The sequence below is a fragment of the Ahrensia marina genome, from assembly GCF_001293565.1.
In the GTDB taxonomy this organism is placed as follows: Bacteria; Pseudomonadota; Alphaproteobacteria; order Rhizobiales; family Rhizobiaceae; genus Ahrensia; species Ahrensia marina.
In genome coordinates this window covers 161,034-181,625 of the sequence record NZ_JXMU01000002.1, presented here as the reverse complement: position 1 = coordinate 181,625, position 20,592 = coordinate 161,034, and the positions used below count along the sequence as shown (strand labels likewise).

The following is a 20,592-nucleotide window of genomic DNA, read 5'->3' as shown; positions in this document are numbered from 1 at the left end:
AGAAAACAAAAAGCCCGCTACGATGAACGTAGCGGGCTTCTAAACAGTCAAATTGTATTCTGCTATGCAGCGCGTTTCTGCGTTGACGTCATTTCGCTTTCAACCAGTTTGAACTGGCCGATCAGGTTCGCAAGCTTCTCCGAACCTGTTGCGAGGATATGCATAACGGCTGTCGCCTCTTCAACCATCGCAGCATTTTGTTGGGTCACACTGTCCATCTGCGTCATGGCCGTATTGATTTCACCCAAGCCAATTGTCTGCTCACGCGATGATGCCGCAATCGAATGCATCTGGTCATTAATATTATGAACGTGGTCCGATATGCCTTTAAGTGCTTCACCGGTCTCATTAACAAGCCGGACACCGCCCTCAACTTCTTCACTGGACTTGGTGATCAATGTTTTTATATCCTTGGCAGCAGTTGCAGAGCGTTGTGCAAGCTCACGAACTTCTTGAGCAACAACAGCAAACCCTTTTCCAGCTTCGCCGGCGCGTGCAGCTTCAACACCTGCATTGAGCGCGAGAAGGTTCGTCTGGAATGCAATCTCGTCAATAACATTGATAATTTTTGTAATTTCACCTGACGCTGTTTTGATGCGCGACATGGCATCGACAGCATTGGCGACAACTTTGCGTGAATTGACCGTGCTGCCCTGTGCTTCAGTCGCCATTTTAGAGGCTTCTTCGGCACGCTCTGACGCATTACGAACAGTCGCTGTAATTTCTTCCAAGGCCGCAGAGGTCTGCTCAAGCGATGATGCCTGATGCTCTGTGCGGCGCGCCAGATCATCTGCGGATGTGCGCATTTCTTCTGTGCCGGATTTAATTTCATAAGCCTCATTGCGAAGCTCAGTCATAGTCATCGACATCCGTTCAACCGCCTGGTTGAAATCAGTACGCAGTTTTTCAAGTTTTTCATTGAAAGGTCCGGCAATTTTGACTGAAAGATCACCTTCACTCAGGCGGCTCAATGCAGCGCCAATTTCATCAACGGCAGTTTGAATCTCGCGTTCCTGCTGCAGTTTGAAAGTTTCGTTCTTCTTGCGCTCTTCATCTGTTGCCAGACGGTCCTGTGAAGACTGATGCTCAATGTCCTGCTTTTCAATTGCGCTTTGACGAAACACTTCCAGTGACTGTGCAAGTTCACCCAGTTCATTGCGGTGTTCCAAATAGGGTATTTTGGCTTCAAAATCACCTTGCGCAAGTGTGCGGGCTGTCTTCGCCAGATGCGGGATCGGACCCAGCACAGCTGATGAGAAGAACGCCATGATCACCGCGGCAACACCCAAAACAACAATCGCGCTTATACCAACCGTCCATACCATTTCACTGGCTTGGGCATTGATAACTTCGGAGCGAACGCCGGCATAGATAATGCCGATTGTTTTATTGTCAGGCGAGAATATTGGCTGGTAAATTGTATAATAAGGCGTTCCCAGAATAACGGCCTCGCCGCGGAACGTTTCGCCATTTGTCAGCACAGGATACACAGCACCGTTTTGTCCGAGCTGTGTTCCTACAGCGCGTTTTCCGTCAGGCTTGATGATGTTTGTTGTGCGGCGCCAGAAATCTTTTGTTTCTTCGTCCCAAGCAAAAATCGTTGCCGTTTCACCGGTCATTCTACCAACCGTATCAATCATATCGTGGCTGGAGAATTCTTCCGGCACGGCCTCCATGACAACGCGCTCAACATTGCCAGACTTTCCCCAAGTCACCTGCGTGCCGGGAATATCGCGCTCTGCGATCGTTGCCAAAGTGCGCAAGCTTGCGTTTTGGCTTGCAACAGCCTGCTCTTGAATCCGGCCAGAAATGTTCAGTGAAATAGCAATGGACACAGCGACGAGGGATAACAGCAAGGTTCCAACAGCTATTGCCGTTACGGTGCGAACCAAGCCGAAGCGAGAAAGTAAATTCATGGTGAGTTCCACAATTGATATTTGTGGTCATACTCGGCAAATTATAATTAAAATAACGTTACTGAAACGCCCAAAAGCTTGCATTTTTAACCATTATGGCACAGAAACGGCTTCAATTTCCCATCCTGCTTAATTGGATGCTCGGAATGCATTGTAGGTGGACCTACGAACAAGTGACCAGCCCCCATATGGTGAAAACTGGCGAGTAGTCGAACAATGTCGCCTGTTAATAAACTGCGTCTTAAAGTTTAGAGCGCGTCCAAGTTAATACCGATTGTAATGGCACCGATGACTTCGCCTGTCGCAGGATCGCTAATCGCAATACTTGCTTGAGACTGCAATGCGCCGGTTGAACCATCCACTTCTGCAGAGTCGATGAAAATAGCATCAGCGCCTTCTAGGTAAGTCTTTTGCCACTTGGCTTCGTCACCCTGCCAATAATCTGACGTCAGTGAACTTTGTCCGACATTCATTCCTTTGGCATCCATAACAAAAAGTTCGGAAATCAGGCCAGCCGACTCACTCTGTTTTGCTGCCAAGAATTTTGAAAGCGGGCGGTCAAGCACTTCATCGATAAAAGGCTTTGCGTCAGAAGATATTTGCTCCCGCCACTTGTTATCCAGAGCGATAATATCTTCCTCGGACATGTCAGCTACTTTTTCATTTTGCGCCTTAATCGCAGTGATTATTATTTCATCATTAAGCCAAGGTCGCAGATCGAGGTCAATATAATCTCGGATTTGAGCAACATGCGCCTCTTCTGCGTGAAGCGATGTAACTGGTAAAAGTGAAATTGCACATATGAGTGCAAGCTTTATAAATTTCATCCGGAGCCCCGCTAAGTTAGGTGATGTCTATTGATCACTCCCGCTATTTTCAGGATCCAATCTTTATGCACGGTTAACCACGCCTTAATGATGAAAAGCCCTTCTCAATTCAAAATTCAAATCTAAACTACCAGAAAAAGCTTTTAACAGGCAAATTAATGCGCCCTTTCCGCCTGAAACCCAAAAGCAAGAACATGCGCCTGGTATCGTTTCACCCTATCAAAACAGGAAGCAAGGATGGCGATTATCGAGACTTCGTTCGGTGGTGCCAAGCGGAAGCTACGATGGTCGAAGAATCCAATGCTGCAACAACTCAAATGTCGGAAGAGATTTCAGAATTTTCAAAAAGTCTTGGCGAGTTTAAGTTTGCAGAAACTGAAACTATCGAAGAACACGATGAAAGCGTTGCTGCTTAAATCAAGTTCATATCCACTAAAATCACCGCCCCAACACGGGGCGGTTTTTTTTATGATTTCTTTCTAGGGAAAAATTCTAACTGGCTGCTGAGTTCGCAAAAGGAACCTTAAGGGCATTTTTCCGTTTGTTTTTCAGCAGTAAAAGGAAAACTAGATGTCTCACAAAATCAACATACTCAGCATCGAGCCTCTGACGGGCGATGTTATGCGGTACCGCACCTCGAAACCGGAGGGCTATGATTTCAAACCCGGCCAGGCGACAGAAGTTGCAATTGATAAGGATGGTTGGCGCGATGAGAAAAGGCCATTTACGTTCACGTCGCTTCCCGGTGAAGATACTCTAGAATTTACAATCAAAAGTTATCGCGACCATGAAGGCGTGACCAATGAATTACAATCACTGGTTACGGGTGATGCTTTGATCATTGAAGACCCATGGGGCACAATTCAATTCAAAGGCAATGGAACGTTCGTTGCTGGCGGTGCAGGCGTAACACCATTTCTGGCGATATTTAAAGACTTGGAGAAGCGCGGCGAGCTGCATGGCAATAAGCTGATTTTTGGCAACAAGACCCGCGAGGATATCATCGCGCAGGATCTGCTCAGCACAATGCCAGAGCTGAAAGTATTACATGTACTCAGCGAAGAAGACACAAAAGGCTACGCACATGGCTTCATCGACAAGGACGTTCTATCGGCAAATGTCATCGATATTTCCGACAATATATATGTTTGCGGCCCCCCTCCGATGATGGATTCTGTGATGGACAATTTGAAAGAATTGGGCGCAGATCCAGATGCTCTGACTTTTGAGGAATAATGCCGTCAAAACAGATTGCTTAGGCAAACAAGCTCATTTCCTGTGAACAATACCATATATTTGGCCGTCAAGCAGCGGCCTTGTATTACATTACTTTTTATTGTCACAAACCCGCGCTATAGGCCTCTGAATTTTTAAAATAGGAGCGAATGGAAATGAAAATAGCAATCCTCGGTGGAGATGGATTTGTTGGTTGGCCAACATCACTGCATCTCTCGGATCAGGGCCATGAGATTCATATCATCGACAATCTTTCCCGTCGTTGGATCGACACTGAACTTGGTGTCCAGTCCCTAACGCCTATGGACTCCATTCAGGAACGCACCCGTATCTGGCATCAGGAAACCGGCAAACGCATTCATTTTCATCTGATTGATCTGGCGAAAGACTATGATGTGCTGAAAAACTGGCTCGCCGAGCACAAGCCGGACGCTATTGTACATTTCGCTGAACAACGGGCCGCGCCCTACTCCATGAAATCTGACCGTCACAAAAATTATACGGTCAACAACAATGTCAGCGCGACACATAATCTTTTAAATGCAATGGTCGAAATCGGTCTGGACGCCCATTTGGTGCATTTGGGCACGATGGGTGTGTACGGTTATTCTACGGTTGGTGCAGCGATACCGGAAGGCTATCTGCCTGTCGGCATCGAAACCATGACCGGTGACACTGTAAATCAGGAAATTCTATATCCGGCCAATCCCGGTTCGATCTATCATATGACCAAGTGTCTCGATCAGCTCCTGTTCCAATTTTACGCAAAAAATGACCAGTTGCGTATTACCGACCTGCATCAGGGCATTGTGTGGGGCACGCATACCGAGCAAACCCGCCGCCATGAACAGCTCATCAACCGGTTTGATTATGATGGTGATTACGGTACCGTTCTTAACCGCTTCCTTATCCAGTCTGCCATTGGCTATCCATTGACGGTACATGGCACTGGCGGGCAGACACGTGCTTTCATCCACATTCAGGATTCTGTTCGCTGTATTGAGCTTGCTCTTGCCGATGCGCCAGCAGCCGGCGACCGTGTAAAAATCTTCAATCAGGTAACTGAAACGCACCGTGTCCGCGATCTGGCAGAATTGGTCGCGAAATTGACAGGCGGCGAGATTGTCAACCTTCCTAACCCGCGCAAGGAAGCTGCTGAAAACGATCTTATTGTTGATAGAGAGCAGTTTATCAAGCTTGGCCTGAAACCGATCACATTGGCTGAGGGCCTTTTGGAAGAAGTTATAGAAGTTGCGAAAAAATACGCTTACCGCGTTGATCGCAGCCGCGTTCCAGCGTCTTCCGCCTGGACCAAGGAAATTGCCCAAACAGTCGATACAGATCCGGAAAAGAAACGGTTAAAAGCCGTTTCCTAATATGACAAAAAACGCTTTTGTAACACTCGTCACCAATGACGATTATGCAATGGCCGCTCGAGCACTCGTGCGGTCATTGACCTTAACAGATACCAGTGCCGATATCGTGGTCATGCACACCAAGGCCCTAGGTCAAAGTGTGTTGCAGCCACTAAAAAAACTGGGTGCGACAACGATTGCCGTTGATCATTTGCCTTGCTCGGATGCGTTCAATGAACGCCATCAAAAGAAAAAAATCCATGAAAATGCGCCGTTTCTAAAAGGCGACAAACCGCTTTTTCATACGCCGCTGGATAACTTTATCAAACTTAGATTATGGCAGTTTGTGCAGTATGAGACGGTGGTTTTTATTGATGCCGATGCGCTGGTGATCCGCAACATCGACAAGCTTTTTGCCTATCCGGAATTTTCTGCGGCGCCCAATGTTTATGAAACCGTAGCTGATTTTCATCGGCTTAATTCAGGTGTTTTTGTTGCCAAGCCTTCGCAAGCAACATTCGATCACATGATGACAGTGCTTGATGCACCGGATGCCTATTGGCGGCGGACGGATCAGACTTTTTTGGAGACTTATTTTAATGATTGGCACGGCCTGCCAGTGTTTTTCAACATGCTCCAATATGTCTGGTTTAATATGCCCGATCTATGGGACTGGAAGTCAGTTCATATCGTTCACTATCAATATGAAAAGCCATGGGAGAAGAACCATGGAAAGGCGGATAATCTACAGCCTCTTATTGATTTATGGCAAGCGTATTACGACGGTATAGATCTGCCGGTTATCGATAGCCTGCCCAACCCGTCAGATATAAAATGACGTGCGTCGCAATCACCGGTGCCACCGGATATGTCGGGCGCTTTATCGTCAACGACTTACTGGATGCAGGCCACCACGTGATCGCTCTGGGACGCACACCACCCTCTCAACAAGACTTTACCGGCTACGTCGAATTTAGACACTATTCGCTTTCTGAAACATCTGTGTCGCCGAATTTATTCAAAGATGTGGATGTTCTCGTTCATGCTGCCTTTCACCACGTGGCGGGAAAATATCGCGGCGGTGAAGGCGATGATCCGTACGCATTTATCGAGCGGAATGTGACCGGTTCAAAAGCGCTGTTTGAAGCTGCAAAAGTTGCGGGTGTGAAGCGTGTAATATTCTTATCCAGCCGCGCGGTTTACGGAACTCAAAAGCCGGGCTCCACGCTCTTTGAAAATACGCCGCCCAATCCGGATACGCTTTACGGAAAAACCAAGCTGGAAGCCGAGAATATGCTTTCCACGCTTGCCGATAATAGTTTTATTGCCGTTTCGCTGCGTTCTACCGGTGTTTATGGATCACCATCACGATCTTACAAACACAAGTGGCAAGAACTATTCTCACAATTCACTAAAGGTAAAGATATTGCTCCGCGCATCGGCACCGAGGTTCACGGAGAAGATCTTGCAGCAGCGGTCAGGCTACTGATCCACATAAATGCAGAGCATCTGCAAAATCAAAACAACAAGAGCATAGCAGTACTAAATGTGTCCGATATTCTTCTTGACCGGCATACGCTTCTTAAAGCCTATGCGTCGATGATCGGCCAACCCAAGTTGCCTTTGCCTGAAAAATCAGATGCCAGCACATATAACCAAATGGACTGCTCGCGCTTACGACAGCTTGGCTGGCAGCCGCGCGGAAAACTTGATTTATCCGGTTTAGCGGACGACATAGACTGAGCATTTCGAGTGACGCACAATACGCGCGGCATTCGGACCCAGCAAATATTCTGACAAATCAGGTTTATGCGCACCAACAACGATAACGGTGGATTTTGCCTCTATCGCCATGCGCAGAACCTCTTGGTAGGTCTTGCCGAAAGCAACAATATGACGAACTTTTTTGTTGGCCTCTTCACCAAGAACATCGGTAATTTGCGCGTTCAGTTGCTTCTTGGCTTCCGCAAGCATCTTCTTATGGTGGCCTTCATCGAAAAAAGACCCGACAAGGCTCATACCAAAATCCGGAACGACCGTGATCACATCCAGTTGGGCTTCATCCAACTTTGCCAACGCAGCCGCACGTTCCAAAACCGGAGCATCAGCCTTCGGATTGCTAATATCGATAGCACACAATATTGAATTGCTCATACCACATCTCCTGATTTCGAAGCACGGCCCCGCTGGATAAAGGCAACGAGTGCCAACAATAGTAGCGCAGGAATAAACACCAGCTCTTTCGCCATTTGCTCAGCAGGTGCCTTAATGCTCTTAATCATCACCGGATCATCGCCATAAAAATCAAACGAGCTTAGATTTTGCGCGAATGGCGAACTGAATGTCGGTTCATCCATCTTAACCGCACCATCTTCTTCAAGAAGCAGCAGTCCGGTTTTCTCCAAGCGCTCGGCACCCGAACCCTCGCCATCAACAGGCACGACCAATGTTGTCTCGGTTGTGTCTCCCGTATCGAAATCAGGTCCGGAGACCACAATGCGAAACTCTTTGCCAACTTGCGCACCGGCCAAGGCTTCTTCAAACTGAGCAGGCTCTACTGCCTGATACGGCGGCTGGATACGATTGACGACAAAATCCGGACGGAAAAGAATGAAAGATATGAGAATTAATACTACGCTCTCATAAATGCGGTTCTTGGTTACAAACCAACCCATAGTGCCCGCGGTAAAGACCAATATAGCTATCGAGGCAATCACAAAGACTAAAATGCCTTGCGCCCATGTCACATCAATCAACAACAAGTCCGTGTTGAAAATAAATACGAACGGCAGTGCGATTGTTCTAAGCGAATAGAAAAATGCCGCAAAGCCCGTCTTGATCGCGTCGCCGCCGGAAACAGCAGCGGCGGCAAAACTGGCCAATCCCACGGGCGGGGTAACATCTGCCATAATGCCGAAATAGAAGACGAATAAGTGGACTGCAATCAACGGCACAATCAAACCGGATTGTGCGCCTAGCTCCACGACAACACCGGCCATCAAGGATGACACAACAATATAGTTCGCGGTCGTTGGAAGCCCCATGCCCAGCACAAGACTCAGCAGGCCAACCATGACAAGCATCATGATCAGATTACCGCCGGACAAAAACTCCACTAGATCAGCCATCACCTGACCAACGCCTGTTAGCGTGACGGTCCCGACTATCACACCGGCTGTTGCCGTTGCCAGACCGATACCGATCATGTTGCGTGCCCCATCGATCAAGCCTTGCACAAGATCGACTATACCGTCTTTGAATGCGTTGACCGTATTGTTCTCGCCGCGGAAAATTGACTTGAGCGGGCGCTGTGTCAGCAAAATAACAAACAGAAGCGCTGTCGCCCAGAAAGCTGATAATCCAGGAGATTTTTGCTCAATCATCAAGAAGTAGACAAGTACGATGATCGGCAGCAAATAATACAGACCGGCTTTATAAATTTCAGCAACAACCGGTAGTTCGACTTCTTCTGCATTCGGGTCATCAGGCTCTAGATCCGGCACCTGCGCTGCAAACCATAAAAGGGCAAGGTAGGCAGCGAAAACAAGAGAGGCGAGGATAATTTCCGAGCCATCAGGAAACAGCGAAGTAATCCAACGAACAGGGTATTGGACACCATAACAAAGCAGTGCGAAACCAACAAAGAAGGCAGCCATACCGCCGATTGTGCGGCCCATTGAGACCACACGGTCACCGAGCGTTGGCATATTGGATTTCACAGCTTCCAAATGAACAATGTAGACAAGGGCAATATAAGAAATTGCGGCTGGCAAGAATGCGTGGGTTATGACTTCAACATAGGAAATACCCACATATTCAACCATGAGAAACGCTGCCGCGCCCATAACAGGCGGCATGATCTGACCGTTCACCGAGCTGGCAACCTCAACAGCCCCGGCTTTTTCAGAGGTAAAGCCAACGCGCTTCATAAGCGGGATAGTAAATGTACCGGTGGTTACCACATTGGCGATAGACGAGCCTGAGATCAGGCCTGTTGCCGCCGAACCAACCACAGCCGCTTTAGCCGGTCCGCCCTTCAAATGTCCAAGCGCACCAAATGCCATTTTGATGAAATAGTTACCGGCACCGGCTTTATCGAGAAGCGCGCCAAACAACACAAACAGGAAAACAAATTTTGTTGAAACACCCAAGGCGATACCAAACACGCCTTCGGATGTAATCCACATATGGCTCATCGCTTTTTGCAGTGATGCTCCTTTCCAGCGTATGACATCCGGCACCCAAGCGGAAGAACCGAAGAACACATAAGCAAGGAAAATAGTGGCAATGATCGCCATCGCCGGTCCAAGAGCGCGGCGGGCAGCTTCAAACAGTAATACCAGTCCAACAAGCGCAAACCATTTATCTGTGTCATCGGCCAAGCCACCGGAATCCACGATTTTCTGGTAAAAGATAAATCCGTATAGTGCGATAAATGCGCCAAGACCCGCCATTATCCAATCAGTAATCGGTACGTAATGTCGAGGGCTGGACTTGAAGGCCGGATAAGCCAAAAAGGCCAAGAAAATAGCGAACGCCAGATGCAATTGACGCGAGTTGTTGACGACATCGCCCGGCAAAACATAGTTGGATATCGGCGATGCCAAAACCACTTGGAAGACTGACCACACAATTGCAATGACGGCCATCAATGTGCCTACAGCGCCATCCGGCGCTCTTGCACCGGCATCAGATGCAGCAACCAGTTCCTGAAGCTCTTCCTCGCTTAAAGCACGGCTCTCATTGCTTGTATTCGCCATTACCTTGTCCCCCGACTGCATCTGCAAATTTATATTTTATAGTTCTGTAGTTAAGAGGGGGCGTCAAGCCCCCTCTATTTTGCATCATTCAATAATGCCGGCTTCTTTGTAGTATTTCATAGCGCCGTCATGCAGCGGTGCAGAAAGACCAGCAGTTGCCATTTCTTCTTTTTCCAAGTTTGCAAAAGCAGGGTGCAGCTTTTTGAAGTCGTCGAAGTTTTCCATCACTGATTTCACGACTTCATAGACAGCTTCTTCTGAAACGCTTGCAGATGTAACGAATGTCGCGCCAACACCAAATGTGCTCGTGTCTTCATCGTTACCGCGATACATACCGCCTGGGATTGTTGCTGTACGGTAGAACGGATTGTCTTCAACCAGTTTGGTTACAGCATCGCCATCAACAGTAACCAGCACTGAATCACACGCTGTTGTTGCTTCCTGAATTGAGCCTGACGGGTGGCCAACTGTGTAGACCATAGCATCGATCTGATTGTCGCAAAGCGCAGCGGACTGCTCGGCAGCTTTAAGTTCAGTCGCCAACTCGAAGTCGTCCGTTGACATGCCTTTTGCTTCCAAAAGCACTTCCATTGTACCGCGCTGGCCAGAACCAGGGTTACCGATATTAACGCGCTTACCCTTCATGTCGTCGAAGTTCTTGATGCCTGAATCTGCACGGGCAACAACCGTAAACGGTTCAGGGTGTACTGAGAACACAGCACGCAAATCTTCAAACGGGCCATCTGCCTCAAACTTAGATGAACCATTATACGCATGGTACTGCCAGTCGGACTGTGCAACACCGAACTCAAGCTCACCGGCACGAATGGTGTTAATGTTATAAACAGAACCGCCCGTTGATTCCACTGAACAACGGATACCGTGATCTTTACGACCCTTATTGACCAAGCGGCAAATCGCGCCACCGGTCGGATAATAAACGCCGGTTACACCGCCGGTTCCGATAGTAATAAACTCTTCAGCAACTGCTGTGCCTGCCATCATCGCTGACAATGCACAAGCGCTCGTCAATAGTTTTACTTTTTTCAACATCATGGTCTCCTTTTTTGATGTTATGCGTTTAAATCATTCGTCTGAAAGATATTCCAGCCGTCGATTGGATTCTTCCACATTATGAATTCTATCCTTCGCAGCCGCTCCGATTTTCACAACCAGCAAACCAATTATGGTTTCAACCAATGCGATTGTTGCAGCGTAGGAAGAGAAAAAATGTGGACTTTGCGTCGGCACAATGAAATGCGCCGAAGCATAAGTAAGTGCCGGACATCTGTGGCTGTCCGTTATGACAACAACGAAACATCCGCTTGCTGCTGCCATTTCAGCGGCTTTGATGGCCTGATTTGCATGTGGTTCTTTGGTGAACACGATCAGTACATCATCGCTATTGAGGCCCAAAAGACCGCCTCCCAATGATGCACCCGTACGGCTTGCAAGTTGCCAGTTATCCGTAATAAATGCGGCCGCATATGCCATATACTCAGCCACACCTGCCGAGCCCAGCGCACCAAACAAAAACACTTTACGGGCCGCAGCAAGTTTCGTGACAACACGGCCTGCCTTTTCTTCATCTATGTCGGCTCTTAGCGTTTCAATGTTTTTTATGCACGCTGACAAATGTTCATTGGCAAATGAACTGCCACTGCCCGCATGCTGTGTTTGGATACGTTCAACACCGTCTGAAAGTGTTCGGGAGTTGCGCCCGATCGAATTGCGTATTTCTTCGCGCAATTCTTCGTAGCTGGCATAATCCAATGCTTGAGCAAGCCGAGTGAAGGTAGCAGGGGCAATTTCAATATCACTGGAAATCGAACGAAGGCTCCGCGTTGCCACTTCGAACGGGTGAGCAACAACGAAATCTGCTGCCTGTCTTAGCTTTGCACTAAGATCGACATAACGTTTAGCTAATTCCTGTTCAAAAGCCTGAACCAACATCTCCTCCCAACCGACAAGAAAATGGTACACTTGAATCAGTTGTTGTCAATCAATGAATCATATGTTTCATTCGCTGCGCAATTCTGATTGACCGGAATCAAAATCATGAGCCACGTTTTCCCGCGCCATACCAAAGCCAATCTACCTACCGTCTCACACGGCGAAGGAGTTTATCTGTATGATAAAAACGGCAAGCAGTATTTTGATGGTTCCGGTGGCGCGGCTGTCTCCTGTCTCGGGCACGGTGATCGCGACGTTATCGATGCAATCAAAGCGCAGCTTGATACGGCCGCTTATGCGCACACCAGTTTTTTAACATCTCAACCTGCCGAAGAATTAGCCGATAAGCTCATCGGTCTTGCTCCGCCTAATATTGACCGCGTCTACTTCGTGTCCGGTGGCTCGGAAGCCGTCGAATCTGCGTTGAAACTGGCGCGGCAATATTTTTGGGAGAAAGGTGAAACCAAGAGAAAATACTTCATTGCTCGCAGGCAAAGCTATCATGGCAATACGCTGGCGGCCCTTGCTACCGGCGGTAATGAATGGCGGCGTGCGCCCTTCTCTCCCCTGATGATTGAGACCAGCCATATCGCGCCTTGTTTCGACTATCGGGAACGCAAAGATGACGAAACGCTTTCGGAATATGCGCTGCGCGCTGCCAATGAACTGGAAACCGAAATTTTGCGGCTTGGTGCTGAAAACGTGATTGCGTTTGTTGCTGAACCGGTTGTTGGTGCAACACTGGGCGCCGTACCACCGGTCGAAGGTTACTTTAAACGCATCAGAGAAATTTGTGATCAGTACGGAATATTGTTGATACTTGATGAAGTGATGTGCGGCATGGGCCGCACAGGAACAATGTTTGCCAGCGAGCAGGAAGGCATCGGCCCCGACATTGTAACGATCGCGAAAGGACTTGGCGCCGGGTATCAACCGATTGGAGCCATGCTTTGTACCGCAGAAATTTACAGCACTATTGAAAACGGTTCCGGCTTTTTCCAGCACGGTCACACCTATATTGGGCATCCCACCGCATGCGCCGCTTCGCTTACAGTCGTTAACAAGCTTGTCGACCACCAGCTTGTTGAGCGATGTGCCCAAATGGGTGAGAAATTGAACACCGCATTGCGTTCGACATTTTCACAGCACCCTCATGTAGGCAATATTAGAGGGCGCGGCCTGTTTCGTGGACTGGAAATTGTCGAAGACAGGGAAAGTAAAAGACCTTTTTCGCCTGAACGCGCGGTGCACAAGAAGATCAAGAACGCCGCCATGGATGCCGGTCTATTTTGTTATCCGATGGGTGGCACAGTCGACGGTGTTCATGGCGATCATATCTTGCTGGCACCGCCATTTATTCTTGACGATTCCCACATTGATGAGATCACGGACAAATTGTCTATAGCGATTGAACGCGGCCTAAGCTGAGATGCAAAATGCCCTTCCCGAATTAATGGTGGCACCGAATGGCGCACGCCGTACAAAGGAAGATCATCCAGCGCTTCCCATTACCATCAGTGAAATTGTATCAACAGCGCGCGCCTGCAATCTCGCTGGTGCTGATGGTATTCATATTCATGTCCGCGATGCCAAAGGCGGCCATATTCTCGACGCTGGTATTTACCGCGAAGTCCTGCGCGAACTCGAAATTGCGGTGCCTGCCATGCAGTTGCAAATTACCACAGAGGCCGTAGGCAAATATTCTGCGCAAGAACAACGCCAACTGGTGAAGGATGTCCGGCCAAAATCGGTCTCCGTTTCTATCGCAGAAATGTTTTTAGATGGAAATGTCAAAGACGCTTTGAATTTTTACCGCTGGTGCCATGACGAAAATATTGCTGTTCAGCATATACTTTATGGACCCGATGATCTGGCCTTAATGGATAACCGGCTCGGCATCACAGAATTTACTGAAAAGCATCAGCAAATGCTTTTTGTACTTGGCCGTTACACAAAAAACCAGCAAAGCCAGCCAGAAGACCTGACGCCATTTATGAGTTGGCTATCCGGCAATCAATGGCAAGCTGATTGGGCTGTTTGCGCTTTTGGTAAAGGCGAAACCGATTGTTCGTGCCACGCCTATAATCTTGGCGGTAAAGTGCGCATCGGGTTTGAGAATTCAATCTGGCATAAAAACGGTTCTATTGCAGAAGACAACGCGGCACGCATCAAAGAATTTCTCACAGAACGCGGAACACCTGACGAGCGTTGAATGAGCAGATCAGGACAAAATAAATTTCCCGCCCGCTCCCAATAATGCTGTTATTGCCAGAATTTTGAACATATCAAAACGCCATCGGAATGTGAGATATGTGCTCAGCATAAATAAGCCAATCGCCAACCATTGTATTGATGAAACGTCCGGTATCCATAGCGTTAGAAAACCCAACTGCTTCTTTTCTACCTTGCCGAAAAGCACATGCAGAGCGAACCAGATAGACAGGTTTAGAATAACGCCAACAACGGCCGCAGTAATCGCCTGCAACGCGCCGCGCAGTCGCGGCTGTTCCGTAATCCACTCTATGTAAGGGGCTCCAGCAAATATCCAAAGAAAGCAAGGTACAAAAGTCACCCACAATGTGAGCAGTGACGCGGCGAGCGCCATCATTAATCCTGCGTCTTTATAACCAGCTAAAAATCCGACAAATTGCGTAACAAGAATGAGTGGGCCCGGCGTCGTTTCTGCCAAACCCAATGCGTCGATCATTTCACCGGCTGTCAGCCAGCCAAACTGAACGACGACATCCTGCGCCATATACGCCAAAACAGCATAGGCACCGCCGAATGTCACAACCGCAAGCGTTGTAAAGAAACGGCCTATATCAATAAGCAGATCAGGCGCGCCCAACAGGGCCAAAGCAAACAGCGGCGAAAGCCATATGCCCAACCACAACAAGACCGTCTTTGTGGTTTGCTTTACAGAGATATTGGGTATCGACGGTGCAACATCTGATGCTTGTTTCACACCCAATATCCATCCTGTAAAACCCGCCGCCAATATGATGAACGGAAACGGGATCGACAGGAAGAAAATGCCGACAAATGCCAAGCCTGCGATAATCCAGTGTATGTTTTGCGACAGGGCTTTCTTCGCCACTCTGAATAGAGCCTGCACGACGATGACAAGCACTGCGGCTTTGATGCCATAGAACAATGCTGCGACCAGCGGTACATTACCGTAGACGCTATAAATCCACGCCAGCGCCATAATGATTGCGGCTCCGGGCAGAACAAATAAAAGGCCGGCGATCAATCCACCCAACACGCCATGAAGCCGCCATCCGGCATATGCTGCTATTTGCGTCGCTTCTGGGCCTGGCAAAAGCATGCAAAAGCTCAATGCATTGAGAAACTGCTGCTCTGACAGCCAGTTATTTTCCTCTACAATCTCTTTATGGATGAGCGCGATTTGGGCTGCCGGTCCTCCAAACGAAAGAACACCAATTTTCCACCAGATGCGCGTTGCCTGCGCCAAACTGGGATGTGGAAATTCCAAGTCGTTTGAGACTGTCACGTGAAGGACCTTTTTTATAAGACTGCTAATGGTCTTTCAGGGTGTATCGCGGTGCTTTGTGTAAAACAAATGACACTATAAAAAGCCCGCACTAATTCAAACATTAAAAGCTGGGCACTATCTGCAAACGCCGTCTTGTGTTCATGTATACTAGAAGATACAGTATAGGATATACTCCAAGACCCCAACAGGCCTGTTGACTAATTGTCATGATAAAATCGTCAGAAAACGAACCGGCAATAGAAATTGCAAGTGTGCTGTCACCAAGTATGATTGACCGTACGCGCTCTATAGGCTCGCAGATTTATGACATTGTCAGGCTGAATATCATTCTGGATAATTTGAAACCCGGTCTGGCAATAAACGAGCAAGACGTTTGTGGTTGCCTAGGTGTGAGCCGCACGCCTATGCGTGAAGCTTATCAGAAGCTCATGCATGACGGTCTCATCAAGACCATCTCCAAGGTTGGCACAATTGTCTCGGATATTGATGACGCACGGGTCACAGAAGGCATCATAATCAGGCGGGCGCTGGAGCGTGAAGTCGTCAAAATAATCTGCGCCAATGACAATGACCTAAGCGTTTTGGAACCATTGGTTGCACTTCAGAAGGTGGCGGTTTCACAAAAGAACCACATCGATTTTTTCAAATATGATGAAGAGTTTCATCAATTGCTCGCAAAGCTGGCTGGCATCCCGTCTGCCTGGCGCTTGGCACAATCGGTCAAGGCCCATACGGACCGGGCGCGTATCCGTTTGACGGCAGACCTACCTTTGCGGATCAACAAGGCATTTGAAGAGCATCTTAAAATTATCGAAGCGCTCAAACTCAAAGATGCCGAGCTTGCGCAAGAACTTGTCAGTCAACATATCAACTCAGCTTTTGAGGCCGTAAAAAATGCTACATGAGGATCGTTTATTCCCCGCCGACGCTGACACGCGGAGCGTTGCAAGGCGCTTGTTTACAGAGGTGGAAAAGCTACCGCTTATTTGCCCGCATGGTCACACCGAACCTTTGTGGTTTTCCAAGAATGAAAATTTTGCTGATCCGGCACAACTTCTCATTGTCCCTGACCACTATGTGTTGAGAATGCTGGTCTCGCAGGGTATCAGCCTTGAGAGTCTTGGCGTTCCTGATCATACCGGCAGCGCTAAGCAAACTGACGGACGAGCAATCTGGCGATTATTTGCTGAGAACTATTATCTGTTTCGCGGCACGCCATCACGGCTTTGGTTCGATTATACATTGGAGTTTCTTTTCGGCGTAACCGAACCATTATCTGCGCAAAATGCTGACAGTGTTTATGACACAATTAGCTCTTGCCTCGCAGAACAATCTTTTAAACCACGCGCGCTTTTTGACCGTTTTAATATTGAGGTTCTATCCACAACAGACGCATGTACTGACGACCTTGCTGCCCATAAAGCTATTCGTGAAAGTGATTGGCAAGGACGGGTTGTACCAACCTATCGCCCCGATGCCGCAATTGATCCGGACCATCCGGATTTATTGAGCAACATCGAAAAGATGGGCGCGCTTACCAATGAAGATGTATCGACGTGGCAAGGATATTTAAATGCCCACCGTGAAAGACGGGCTTACTTTAAATCCATGGGTGCAACGGCAACCGACCATGGACATCCCTCAGCGAGAACTGCCGATTTCTCACCTGCGGAATGTGAAGCACTTTATGCCAAGGTTCTGGCAGGTGATACCGATGCAGCCGAGAAGGAATTGTTCCGCGCGCAAATGCTAACAGAAATGGCAGGAATGAGCGTCGAAGACGGGTTAGTCATGCAACTGCATCCCGGCTCGGTCAGAAATCACAATCAATCGATATTTGAGACATTCGGCCGTGACAAAGGTTTTGATATTCCCAAAGCTGTAAATTTTGTCGATGCTTTACATCCCCTCTTGAACAAATACGGCATGGATAAACGCCTCTCGCTTATTCTTTTTACGTTGGATGAGACAACATATAGCCGTGAACTCGCACCGCTTGCCGGTGTCTATCCAAGCCTTAAGCTTGGCCCGGCGTGGTGGTTCCACGACAGCCCTGCCGGTATGATGCGCTACAGAGAGATGATGACTGAAACTGCGGGCTTTTATAACACAGCAGGCTTTAACGATGATACACGCGCATTCCCGTCCATTCCTGCCCGGCACGATGTTGCGCGGCGGATCGACTGCGCCTTTTTAGCCAAACAGGTCACAGAGCATTTGCTGGCAGAAGAAGAAGCACATGAGATCGCAGTTGATCTTACTTACCGGTTAGCAAAACAGGCCTACAAACTTTGACAACGACTGGCGTTGCAACAAAAAGAGACTGAACATGAAGCAGACATGGCGTTGGTTTGGCACACACGATAGTGTTGCCATTGATGAGATAGAGCAGGCAGGAGCGCATGGTGTTGTTACCGCTCTTCACCACATAGATAATGGTGAAGTGTGGTCGTGCAGTGAAATTGAAAAGCGGCAACAATTGGTCGCTACCCGTAAAAATGGCCAACCCTCCAATTTGACATGGGACGTTGTCGAAAGCCTGCCTATTTCAGAAGATATTAAAAAGCAGGACAATGATTGGCGAAACCATATCGACAATTACAAGCAAAGCCTGAAAAACCTCGCGGCAGCAGGCATTGAAACAGTCTGCTATAATTTCATGCCTATATTGGACTGGACACGCACTGATTTGAGTTGGCCGTTACCCAACGGTGCGCGCTGTATGCGTTTTGACTATATCGATTTTGCTGCTTTCGATATTCACATTCTCGCGCGCAAAGGTGCCGAAGAAAGCTACGATAGCGCTGTAATCCAAATTGCCGCTGAACGATTTTCCAAAATGGATGATGCCGCACAGGTCCAACTTACCAACAATCTTGTTGCCGGTCTTCCAGGTGCCAATCAAAAGCTGTCCCTCAACGATCTGCGGCAATTATTGGATGGATATGGCGGGATTGATGAAGCCCGCTTTAAAAAGCATCATTATGCCTTTCTGGAAGAAATTATCCCAACAGCCGAGCAATTAGGAATACGGCTTTGCTGCCATCCTGATGATCCGCCGTTCTCTTTGCTTGGCCTACCGCGCATCATGTCAACAGAAGAGGACTACCGCCAATTGATAGAGGCGGTGGACAGTCCATCAAACGGTATAACCTTGTGCTCCGGGTCGCTGGGCGCAAACAAGAACAATGATTTGCCAAGCATGATGGAACGTCTTGGCCACCGCGTTCACTTCCTGCATTTACGCAATGTGGTTCTTGATAAGCAGCAGACGCCCGGCTCGTTTTATGAAGGCGAGCATTTGGCAGGCAATACAGATATGGTTGCTCTCATCAATGCCGTTCTTAATGAAGAAGAACGGCGTAAAAAGGCTGGGCGTAAAGACTGGAACATACCTTTCCGGCCCGATCACGGCCAAGATATTCTTGATGATCTCAATCGTAATGCGCAGCCAGGCTATCCGGCAATTGGACGGCTTAAGGGGCTAGCCGAGCTCCGCGGTGTCATTTCGGCTCTAGAAGCTGTCAAATCAGGCAACATTTCGGTGAAACAGTTATGAGCATCGACGCTTCATTTACGCCGCCTAAGACTGTTCAGAGTGTCGGTTATGACCGCGAAAAGCATGGCATCGGTATTGTCCATTTTGGCGTGGGTGCATTTCACCGCGCACACCAAGCGGTCTACACCGATGATGTTCTCAAAAAACATGGCGGCAATTGGCGTATTCTGGGTGTCAGCCTTCAAAGTACGCGCGGTGCTGATACGCTGAATGCACAGGATGGCATCTATTCACTAGCTGTGCGCGACGGCGACGAACAGCAATTAACTTTGCGCCTGATCGGTAGCATTGCTGCGGTGGAAGCCGCTGTGCGTAATACGGATAAGATTTTCCAGACTCTGACAAACCCGCAAACCCGTATCGTTACAATGACTGTCACTGAAAAGGCTTATGGTGTTGATCGCAACACAGGCGGTGTTGATATATCGCACCCAAGTATCGCTCGTGATTTAAAAGATCCTTCGAACCCGATTGGAATCATTGGTATGATCGTTAAAGGTCTCGCTTTACGCAAAGATGCGGGCTTAAAACCCTATACCGTTCTATGCTGCGATAATTTGCCTAAGAATGGAGAAATCGTGCGAAGTGGTGTTCTTGATTTTGCACGACGCACCGACCCTGCACTGGCTGAATGGATCGAAGTCCATGGCACGTTTCCAAGCGCAATGGTTGACCGGATTACACCATCTGTAACGCCAGAGCTTTTAAGCGAGGTTGAGACAATCCTGGGGCAAAAAGATGCTGCCGCAGTTGAAACCGAACCGTTTTCACAATGGGTTGTTGAAGACAATTTTTGCGACGGACGGCCAAAATGGGAAGACGCGGGCGTCCTGTTTGTCGACGATGTCGCTCCGTATGAGCGTATGAAATTAAGAATGCTCAATGGCACTCACTCACTGATTGCATATACTGGATTTCTTGCCGGTCATAAATATGTGCGTGACGCTATGGCAGACCCGCAAATATATGATCTGGTAGAGAAGCATATCGGCGCTGCAAGCAAGACGCTCACACCATTAAGCGGCATTGTTTTTGAGGAATACGGCAAACAATTAATTGAACGGTTTGAAAATCCGAACATTGCCCATGAGACCTATCAAATTGCGATGGACGGGTCGCAAAAGATGCCGCAGCGCATATTTGAACCTGCAGTTGAAAACCTGAAAGATGGGCTGGATATCAAGCCCTTTGCATATGCAACGGCGGCGTGGATACGGTATTGCGCCGGCATTACCGGCACCGGAAAAACCTATGACCTACGCGATCCAAGACAGGATGAGCTACAATCAGCATTCAAATCAGGTAATGGCAACGTGAATGATATTTGCTCTGCATTCATCAATTTGCCTAGATTGCTTCCTTCAGAGTTACAAGAAAGTGACGTCTGGATCGCAGAATTAGAAACGCAATTCACCTCGATTTTAAAGCAGCACCCGTTAGGATAGAACATCTACCCTAACGTGTCTGGT

18 protein-coding genes are annotated in these 20,592 nt (G+C 48.3%); 11 read left to right on the top strand and 7 right to left on the bottom strand.

The annotated features are described in order from the left end of the window. Positions 1 to 62: 62 nt before the first annotated feature. Both SU32_RS02345 and SU32_RS02340 read right to left on the bottom strand, forming a co-directional pair. Positions 63 to 1,916, bottom strand: a complete 1,854-nt coding sequence (locus tag SU32_RS02345) for a methyl-accepting chemotaxis protein (RefSeq protein ID WP_053997717.1) — start codon at positions 1,914 to 1,916, stop codon at positions 63 to 65. A 248-nt stretch (positions 1,917 to 2,164) separates the two neighbouring features. Then, on the bottom strand, positions 2,165 to 2,743 hold the full coding sequence (locus SU32_RS02340; RefSeq protein WP_053997716.1) for a hypothetical protein: 579 nt from the start codon (positions 2,741 to 2,743) through the stop codon (positions 2,165 to 2,167). A gap of 158 nt (positions 2,744 to 2,901) precedes the next feature. Between SU32_RS02340 and SU32_RS02335 the strand changes: the two genes are divergently transcribed. The 5 genes from SU32_RS02335 to SU32_RS02315 all read left to right on the top strand — a co-directional run bounded on the left by SU32_RS02335 (position 2,902) and on the right by SU32_RS02315 (position 7,077). Then, positions 2,902 to 3,159, top strand: a complete 258-nt coding sequence (locus tag SU32_RS02335) for a hypothetical protein (protein WP_053997715.1) — start codon at positions 2,902 to 2,904, stop codon at positions 3,157 to 3,159. Positions 3,160 to 3,313: 154 nt separating this feature from the next. Then, complete coding sequence (locus tag SU32_RS02330; RefSeq protein WP_053997714.1) at positions 3,314 to 3,979, top strand: ferredoxin reductase domain-containing protein; 666 nt, start codon at positions 3,314 to 3,316, stop codon at positions 3,977 to 3,979. 155 nt (positions 3,980 to 4,134) lie between these two features. After that, on the top strand, positions 4,135 to 5,355 hold the full coding sequence (locus SU32_RS02325) for an NAD-dependent epimerase/dehydratase family protein (RefSeq protein WP_053997825.1): 1,221 nt from the start codon (positions 4,135 to 4,137) through the stop codon (positions 5,353 to 5,355). Between the two features lies 1 nt (position 5,356). Next, positions 5,357 to 6,172, top strand: a complete 816-nt coding sequence (locus SU32_RS02320) for a glycosyltransferase (protein ID WP_053997713.1) — start codon at positions 5,357 to 5,359, stop codon at positions 6,170 to 6,172. Further along, positions 6,169 to 7,077 carry an NAD-dependent epimerase/dehydratase family protein gene (locus tag SU32_RS02315; protein WP_053997712.1) on the top strand — a complete coding sequence of 303 codons (909 nt, stop codon included), beginning with the start codon at positions 6,169 to 6,171 and terminating at the stop codon, positions 7,075 to 7,077. Before SU32_RS02320 ends, SU32_RS02315 begins: the two co-directional genes overlap by 4 nt. Here the strand turns inward: SU32_RS02315 and SU32_RS02310 are convergent. The 4 genes from SU32_RS02310 to SU32_RS02295 form a co-directional block, all read right to left on the bottom strand. After that, positions 7,057 to 7,488, bottom strand: a complete 432-nt coding sequence (locus SU32_RS02310; protein ID WP_053997711.1) for a universal stress protein — start codon at positions 7,486 to 7,488, stop codon at positions 7,057 to 7,059. The two genes, SU32_RS02315 and SU32_RS02310, sit on opposite strands and share 21 nt — an antisense overlap. Further along, positions 7,485 to 10,094, bottom strand: coding sequence for a TRAP transporter permease (locus SU32_RS02305; protein ID WP_053997710.1), 2,610 nt, complete (start codon positions 10,092 to 10,094; stop codon positions 7,485 to 7,487). The genes SU32_RS02310 and SU32_RS02305 overlap by 4 nt, the downstream gene beginning before the upstream one ends. An 84-nt stretch (positions 10,095 to 10,178) precedes the next feature. Further along, complete coding sequence (locus tag SU32_RS02300) at positions 10,179 to 11,150, bottom strand: TAXI family TRAP transporter solute-binding subunit (RefSeq protein WP_425394255.1); 972 nt, start codon at positions 11,148 to 11,150, stop codon at positions 10,179 to 10,181. Positions 11,151 to 11,180: 30 nt separating this feature from the next. Continuing rightward, positions 11,181 to 12,047, bottom strand: a complete 867-nt coding sequence (locus SU32_RS02295) for a MurR/RpiR family transcriptional regulator (RefSeq protein WP_053997708.1) — start codon at positions 12,045 to 12,047, stop codon at positions 11,181 to 11,183. Positions 12,048 to 12,152: 105 nt separating this feature from the next. On the opposite strand from SU32_RS02295, the gene SU32_RS02290 reads away from it, so the two are divergent. Both SU32_RS02290 and SU32_RS02285 read left to right on the top strand, forming a co-directional pair. After that, complete coding sequence (locus SU32_RS02290) at positions 12,153 to 13,475, top strand: aspartate aminotransferase family protein (protein ID WP_053997824.1); 1,323 nt, start codon at positions 12,153 to 12,155, stop codon at positions 13,473 to 13,475. Position 13,476: 1 nt separating this feature from the next. After that, complete coding sequence (locus tag SU32_RS02285; protein ID WP_245625474.1) at positions 13,477 to 14,259, top strand: beta-keto acid cleavage family enzyme; 783 nt, start codon at positions 13,477 to 13,479, stop codon at positions 14,257 to 14,259. 9 nt (positions 14,260 to 14,268) lie between these two features. Here SU32_RS02285 and chrA read toward each other — a convergent pair whose 3' ends face one another. After that, complete coding sequence (chrA, locus tag SU32_RS02280) at positions 14,269 to 15,561, bottom strand: chromate efflux transporter (protein WP_053997707.1); 1,293 nt, start codon at positions 15,559 to 15,561, stop codon at positions 14,269 to 14,271. 209 nt (positions 15,562 to 15,770) lie between these two features. On the opposite strand from chrA, the gene SU32_RS02275 reads away from it, so the two are divergent. Genes SU32_RS02275 through SU32_RS02260 form a run of 4 tightly spaced genes read left to right on the top strand, consistent with a single transcriptional unit; the run spans position 15,771 to position 20,568 of the window. Continuing rightward, positions 15,771 to 16,469 (top strand): GntR family transcriptional regulator, encoded by a 699-nt coding sequence (locus SU32_RS02275; protein ID WP_053997706.1) that lies wholly within the window; start codon positions 15,771 to 15,773, stop codon positions 16,467 to 16,469. Then, complete coding sequence (gene uxaC, locus SU32_RS02270; protein ID WP_053997705.1) at positions 16,459 to 17,859, top strand: glucuronate isomerase; 1,401 nt, start codon at positions 16,459 to 16,461, stop codon at positions 17,857 to 17,859. Before SU32_RS02275 ends, uxaC begins: the two co-directional genes overlap by 11 nt. A gap of 34 nt (positions 17,860 to 17,893) precedes the next feature. After that, entirely contained in the window at positions 17,894 to 19,123 is a 1,230-nt protein-coding gene (gene uxuA / locus SU32_RS02265) for a mannonate dehydratase (RefSeq protein WP_053997704.1), read from the top strand. Continuing rightward, positions 19,120 to 20,568 carry a mannitol dehydrogenase family protein gene (locus SU32_RS02260; protein WP_053997703.1) on the top strand — a complete coding sequence of 483 codons (1,449 nt, stop codon included), beginning with the start codon at positions 19,120 to 19,122 and terminating at the stop codon, positions 20,566 to 20,568. Before uxuA ends, SU32_RS02260 begins: the two co-directional genes overlap by 4 nt. Positions 20,569 to 20,592 lie beyond the last annotated feature (24 nt).

What these genes read in the sequence shown, in the direction of transcription:
- SU32_RS02345 (WP_053997717.1), bottom strand. Translation starts at nt 1,916, where the DNA reads ATGAATTTACTTTCTCGCTTCGGCTTGGTTCGCACCGTAACGGCAATA.
- SU32_RS02340 (WP_053997716.1), bottom strand. Translation starts at nt 2,743, where the DNA reads ATGAAATTTATAAAGCTTGCACTCATATGTGCAATTTCACTTTTACCA.
- SU32_RS02335 (WP_053997715.1), top strand. Translation starts at nt 2,902, where the DNA reads ATGCGCCCTTTCCGCCTGAAACCCAAAAGCAAGAACATGCGCCTGGTA.
- SU32_RS02330 (WP_053997714.1), top strand. Translation starts at nt 3,314, where the DNA reads ATGTCTCACAAAATCAACATACTCAGCATCGAGCCTCTGACGGGCGAT.
- SU32_RS02325 (WP_053997825.1), top strand. Translation starts at nt 4,135, where the DNA reads ATGAAAATAGCAATCCTCGGTGGAGATGGATTTGTTGGTTGGCCAACA.
- SU32_RS02320 (WP_053997713.1), top strand. Translation starts at nt 5,357, where the DNA reads ATGACAAAAAACGCTTTTGTAACACTCGTCACCAATGACGATTATGCA.
- SU32_RS02315 (WP_053997712.1), top strand. Translation starts at nt 6,169, where the DNA reads ATGACGTGCGTCGCAATCACCGGTGCCACCGGATATGTCGGGCGCTTT.
- SU32_RS02310 (WP_053997711.1), bottom strand. Translation starts at nt 7,488, where the DNA reads ATGAGCAATTCAATATTGTGTGCTATCGATATTAGCAATCCGAAGGCT.
- SU32_RS02305 (WP_053997710.1), bottom strand. Translation starts at nt 10,094, where the DNA reads ATGGCGAATACAAGCAATGAGAGCCGTGCTTTAAGCGAGGAAGAGCTT.
- SU32_RS02300 (WP_425394255.1), bottom strand. Translation starts at nt 11,150, where the DNA reads ATGATGTTGAAAAAAGTAAAACTATTGACGAGCGCTTGTGCATTGTCA.
- SU32_RS02295 (WP_053997708.1), bottom strand. Translation starts at nt 12,047, where the DNA reads ATGTTGGTTCAGGCTTTTGAACAGGAATTAGCTAAACGTTATGTCGAT.
- SU32_RS02290 (WP_053997824.1), top strand. Translation starts at nt 12,153, where the DNA reads ATGAGCCACGTTTTCCCGCGCCATACCAAAGCCAATCTACCTACCGTC.
- SU32_RS02285 (WP_245625474.1), top strand. Translation starts at nt 13,477, where the DNA reads ATGCAAAATGCCCTTCCCGAATTAATGGTGGCACCGAATGGCGCACGC.
- SU32_RS02275 (WP_053997706.1), top strand. Translation starts at nt 15,771, where the DNA reads ATGATAAAATCGTCAGAAAACGAACCGGCAATAGAAATTGCAAGTGTG.
- uxaC (WP_053997705.1), top strand. Translation starts at nt 16,459, where the DNA reads ATGCTACATGAGGATCGTTTATTCCCCGCCGACGCTGACACGCGGAGC.
- uxuA (WP_053997704.1), top strand. Translation starts at nt 17,894, where the DNA reads ATGAAGCAGACATGGCGTTGGTTTGGCACACACGATAGTGTTGCCATT.
- SU32_RS02260 (WP_053997703.1), top strand. Translation starts at nt 19,120, where the DNA reads ATGAGCATCGACGCTTCATTTACGCCGCCTAAGACTGTTCAGAGTGTC.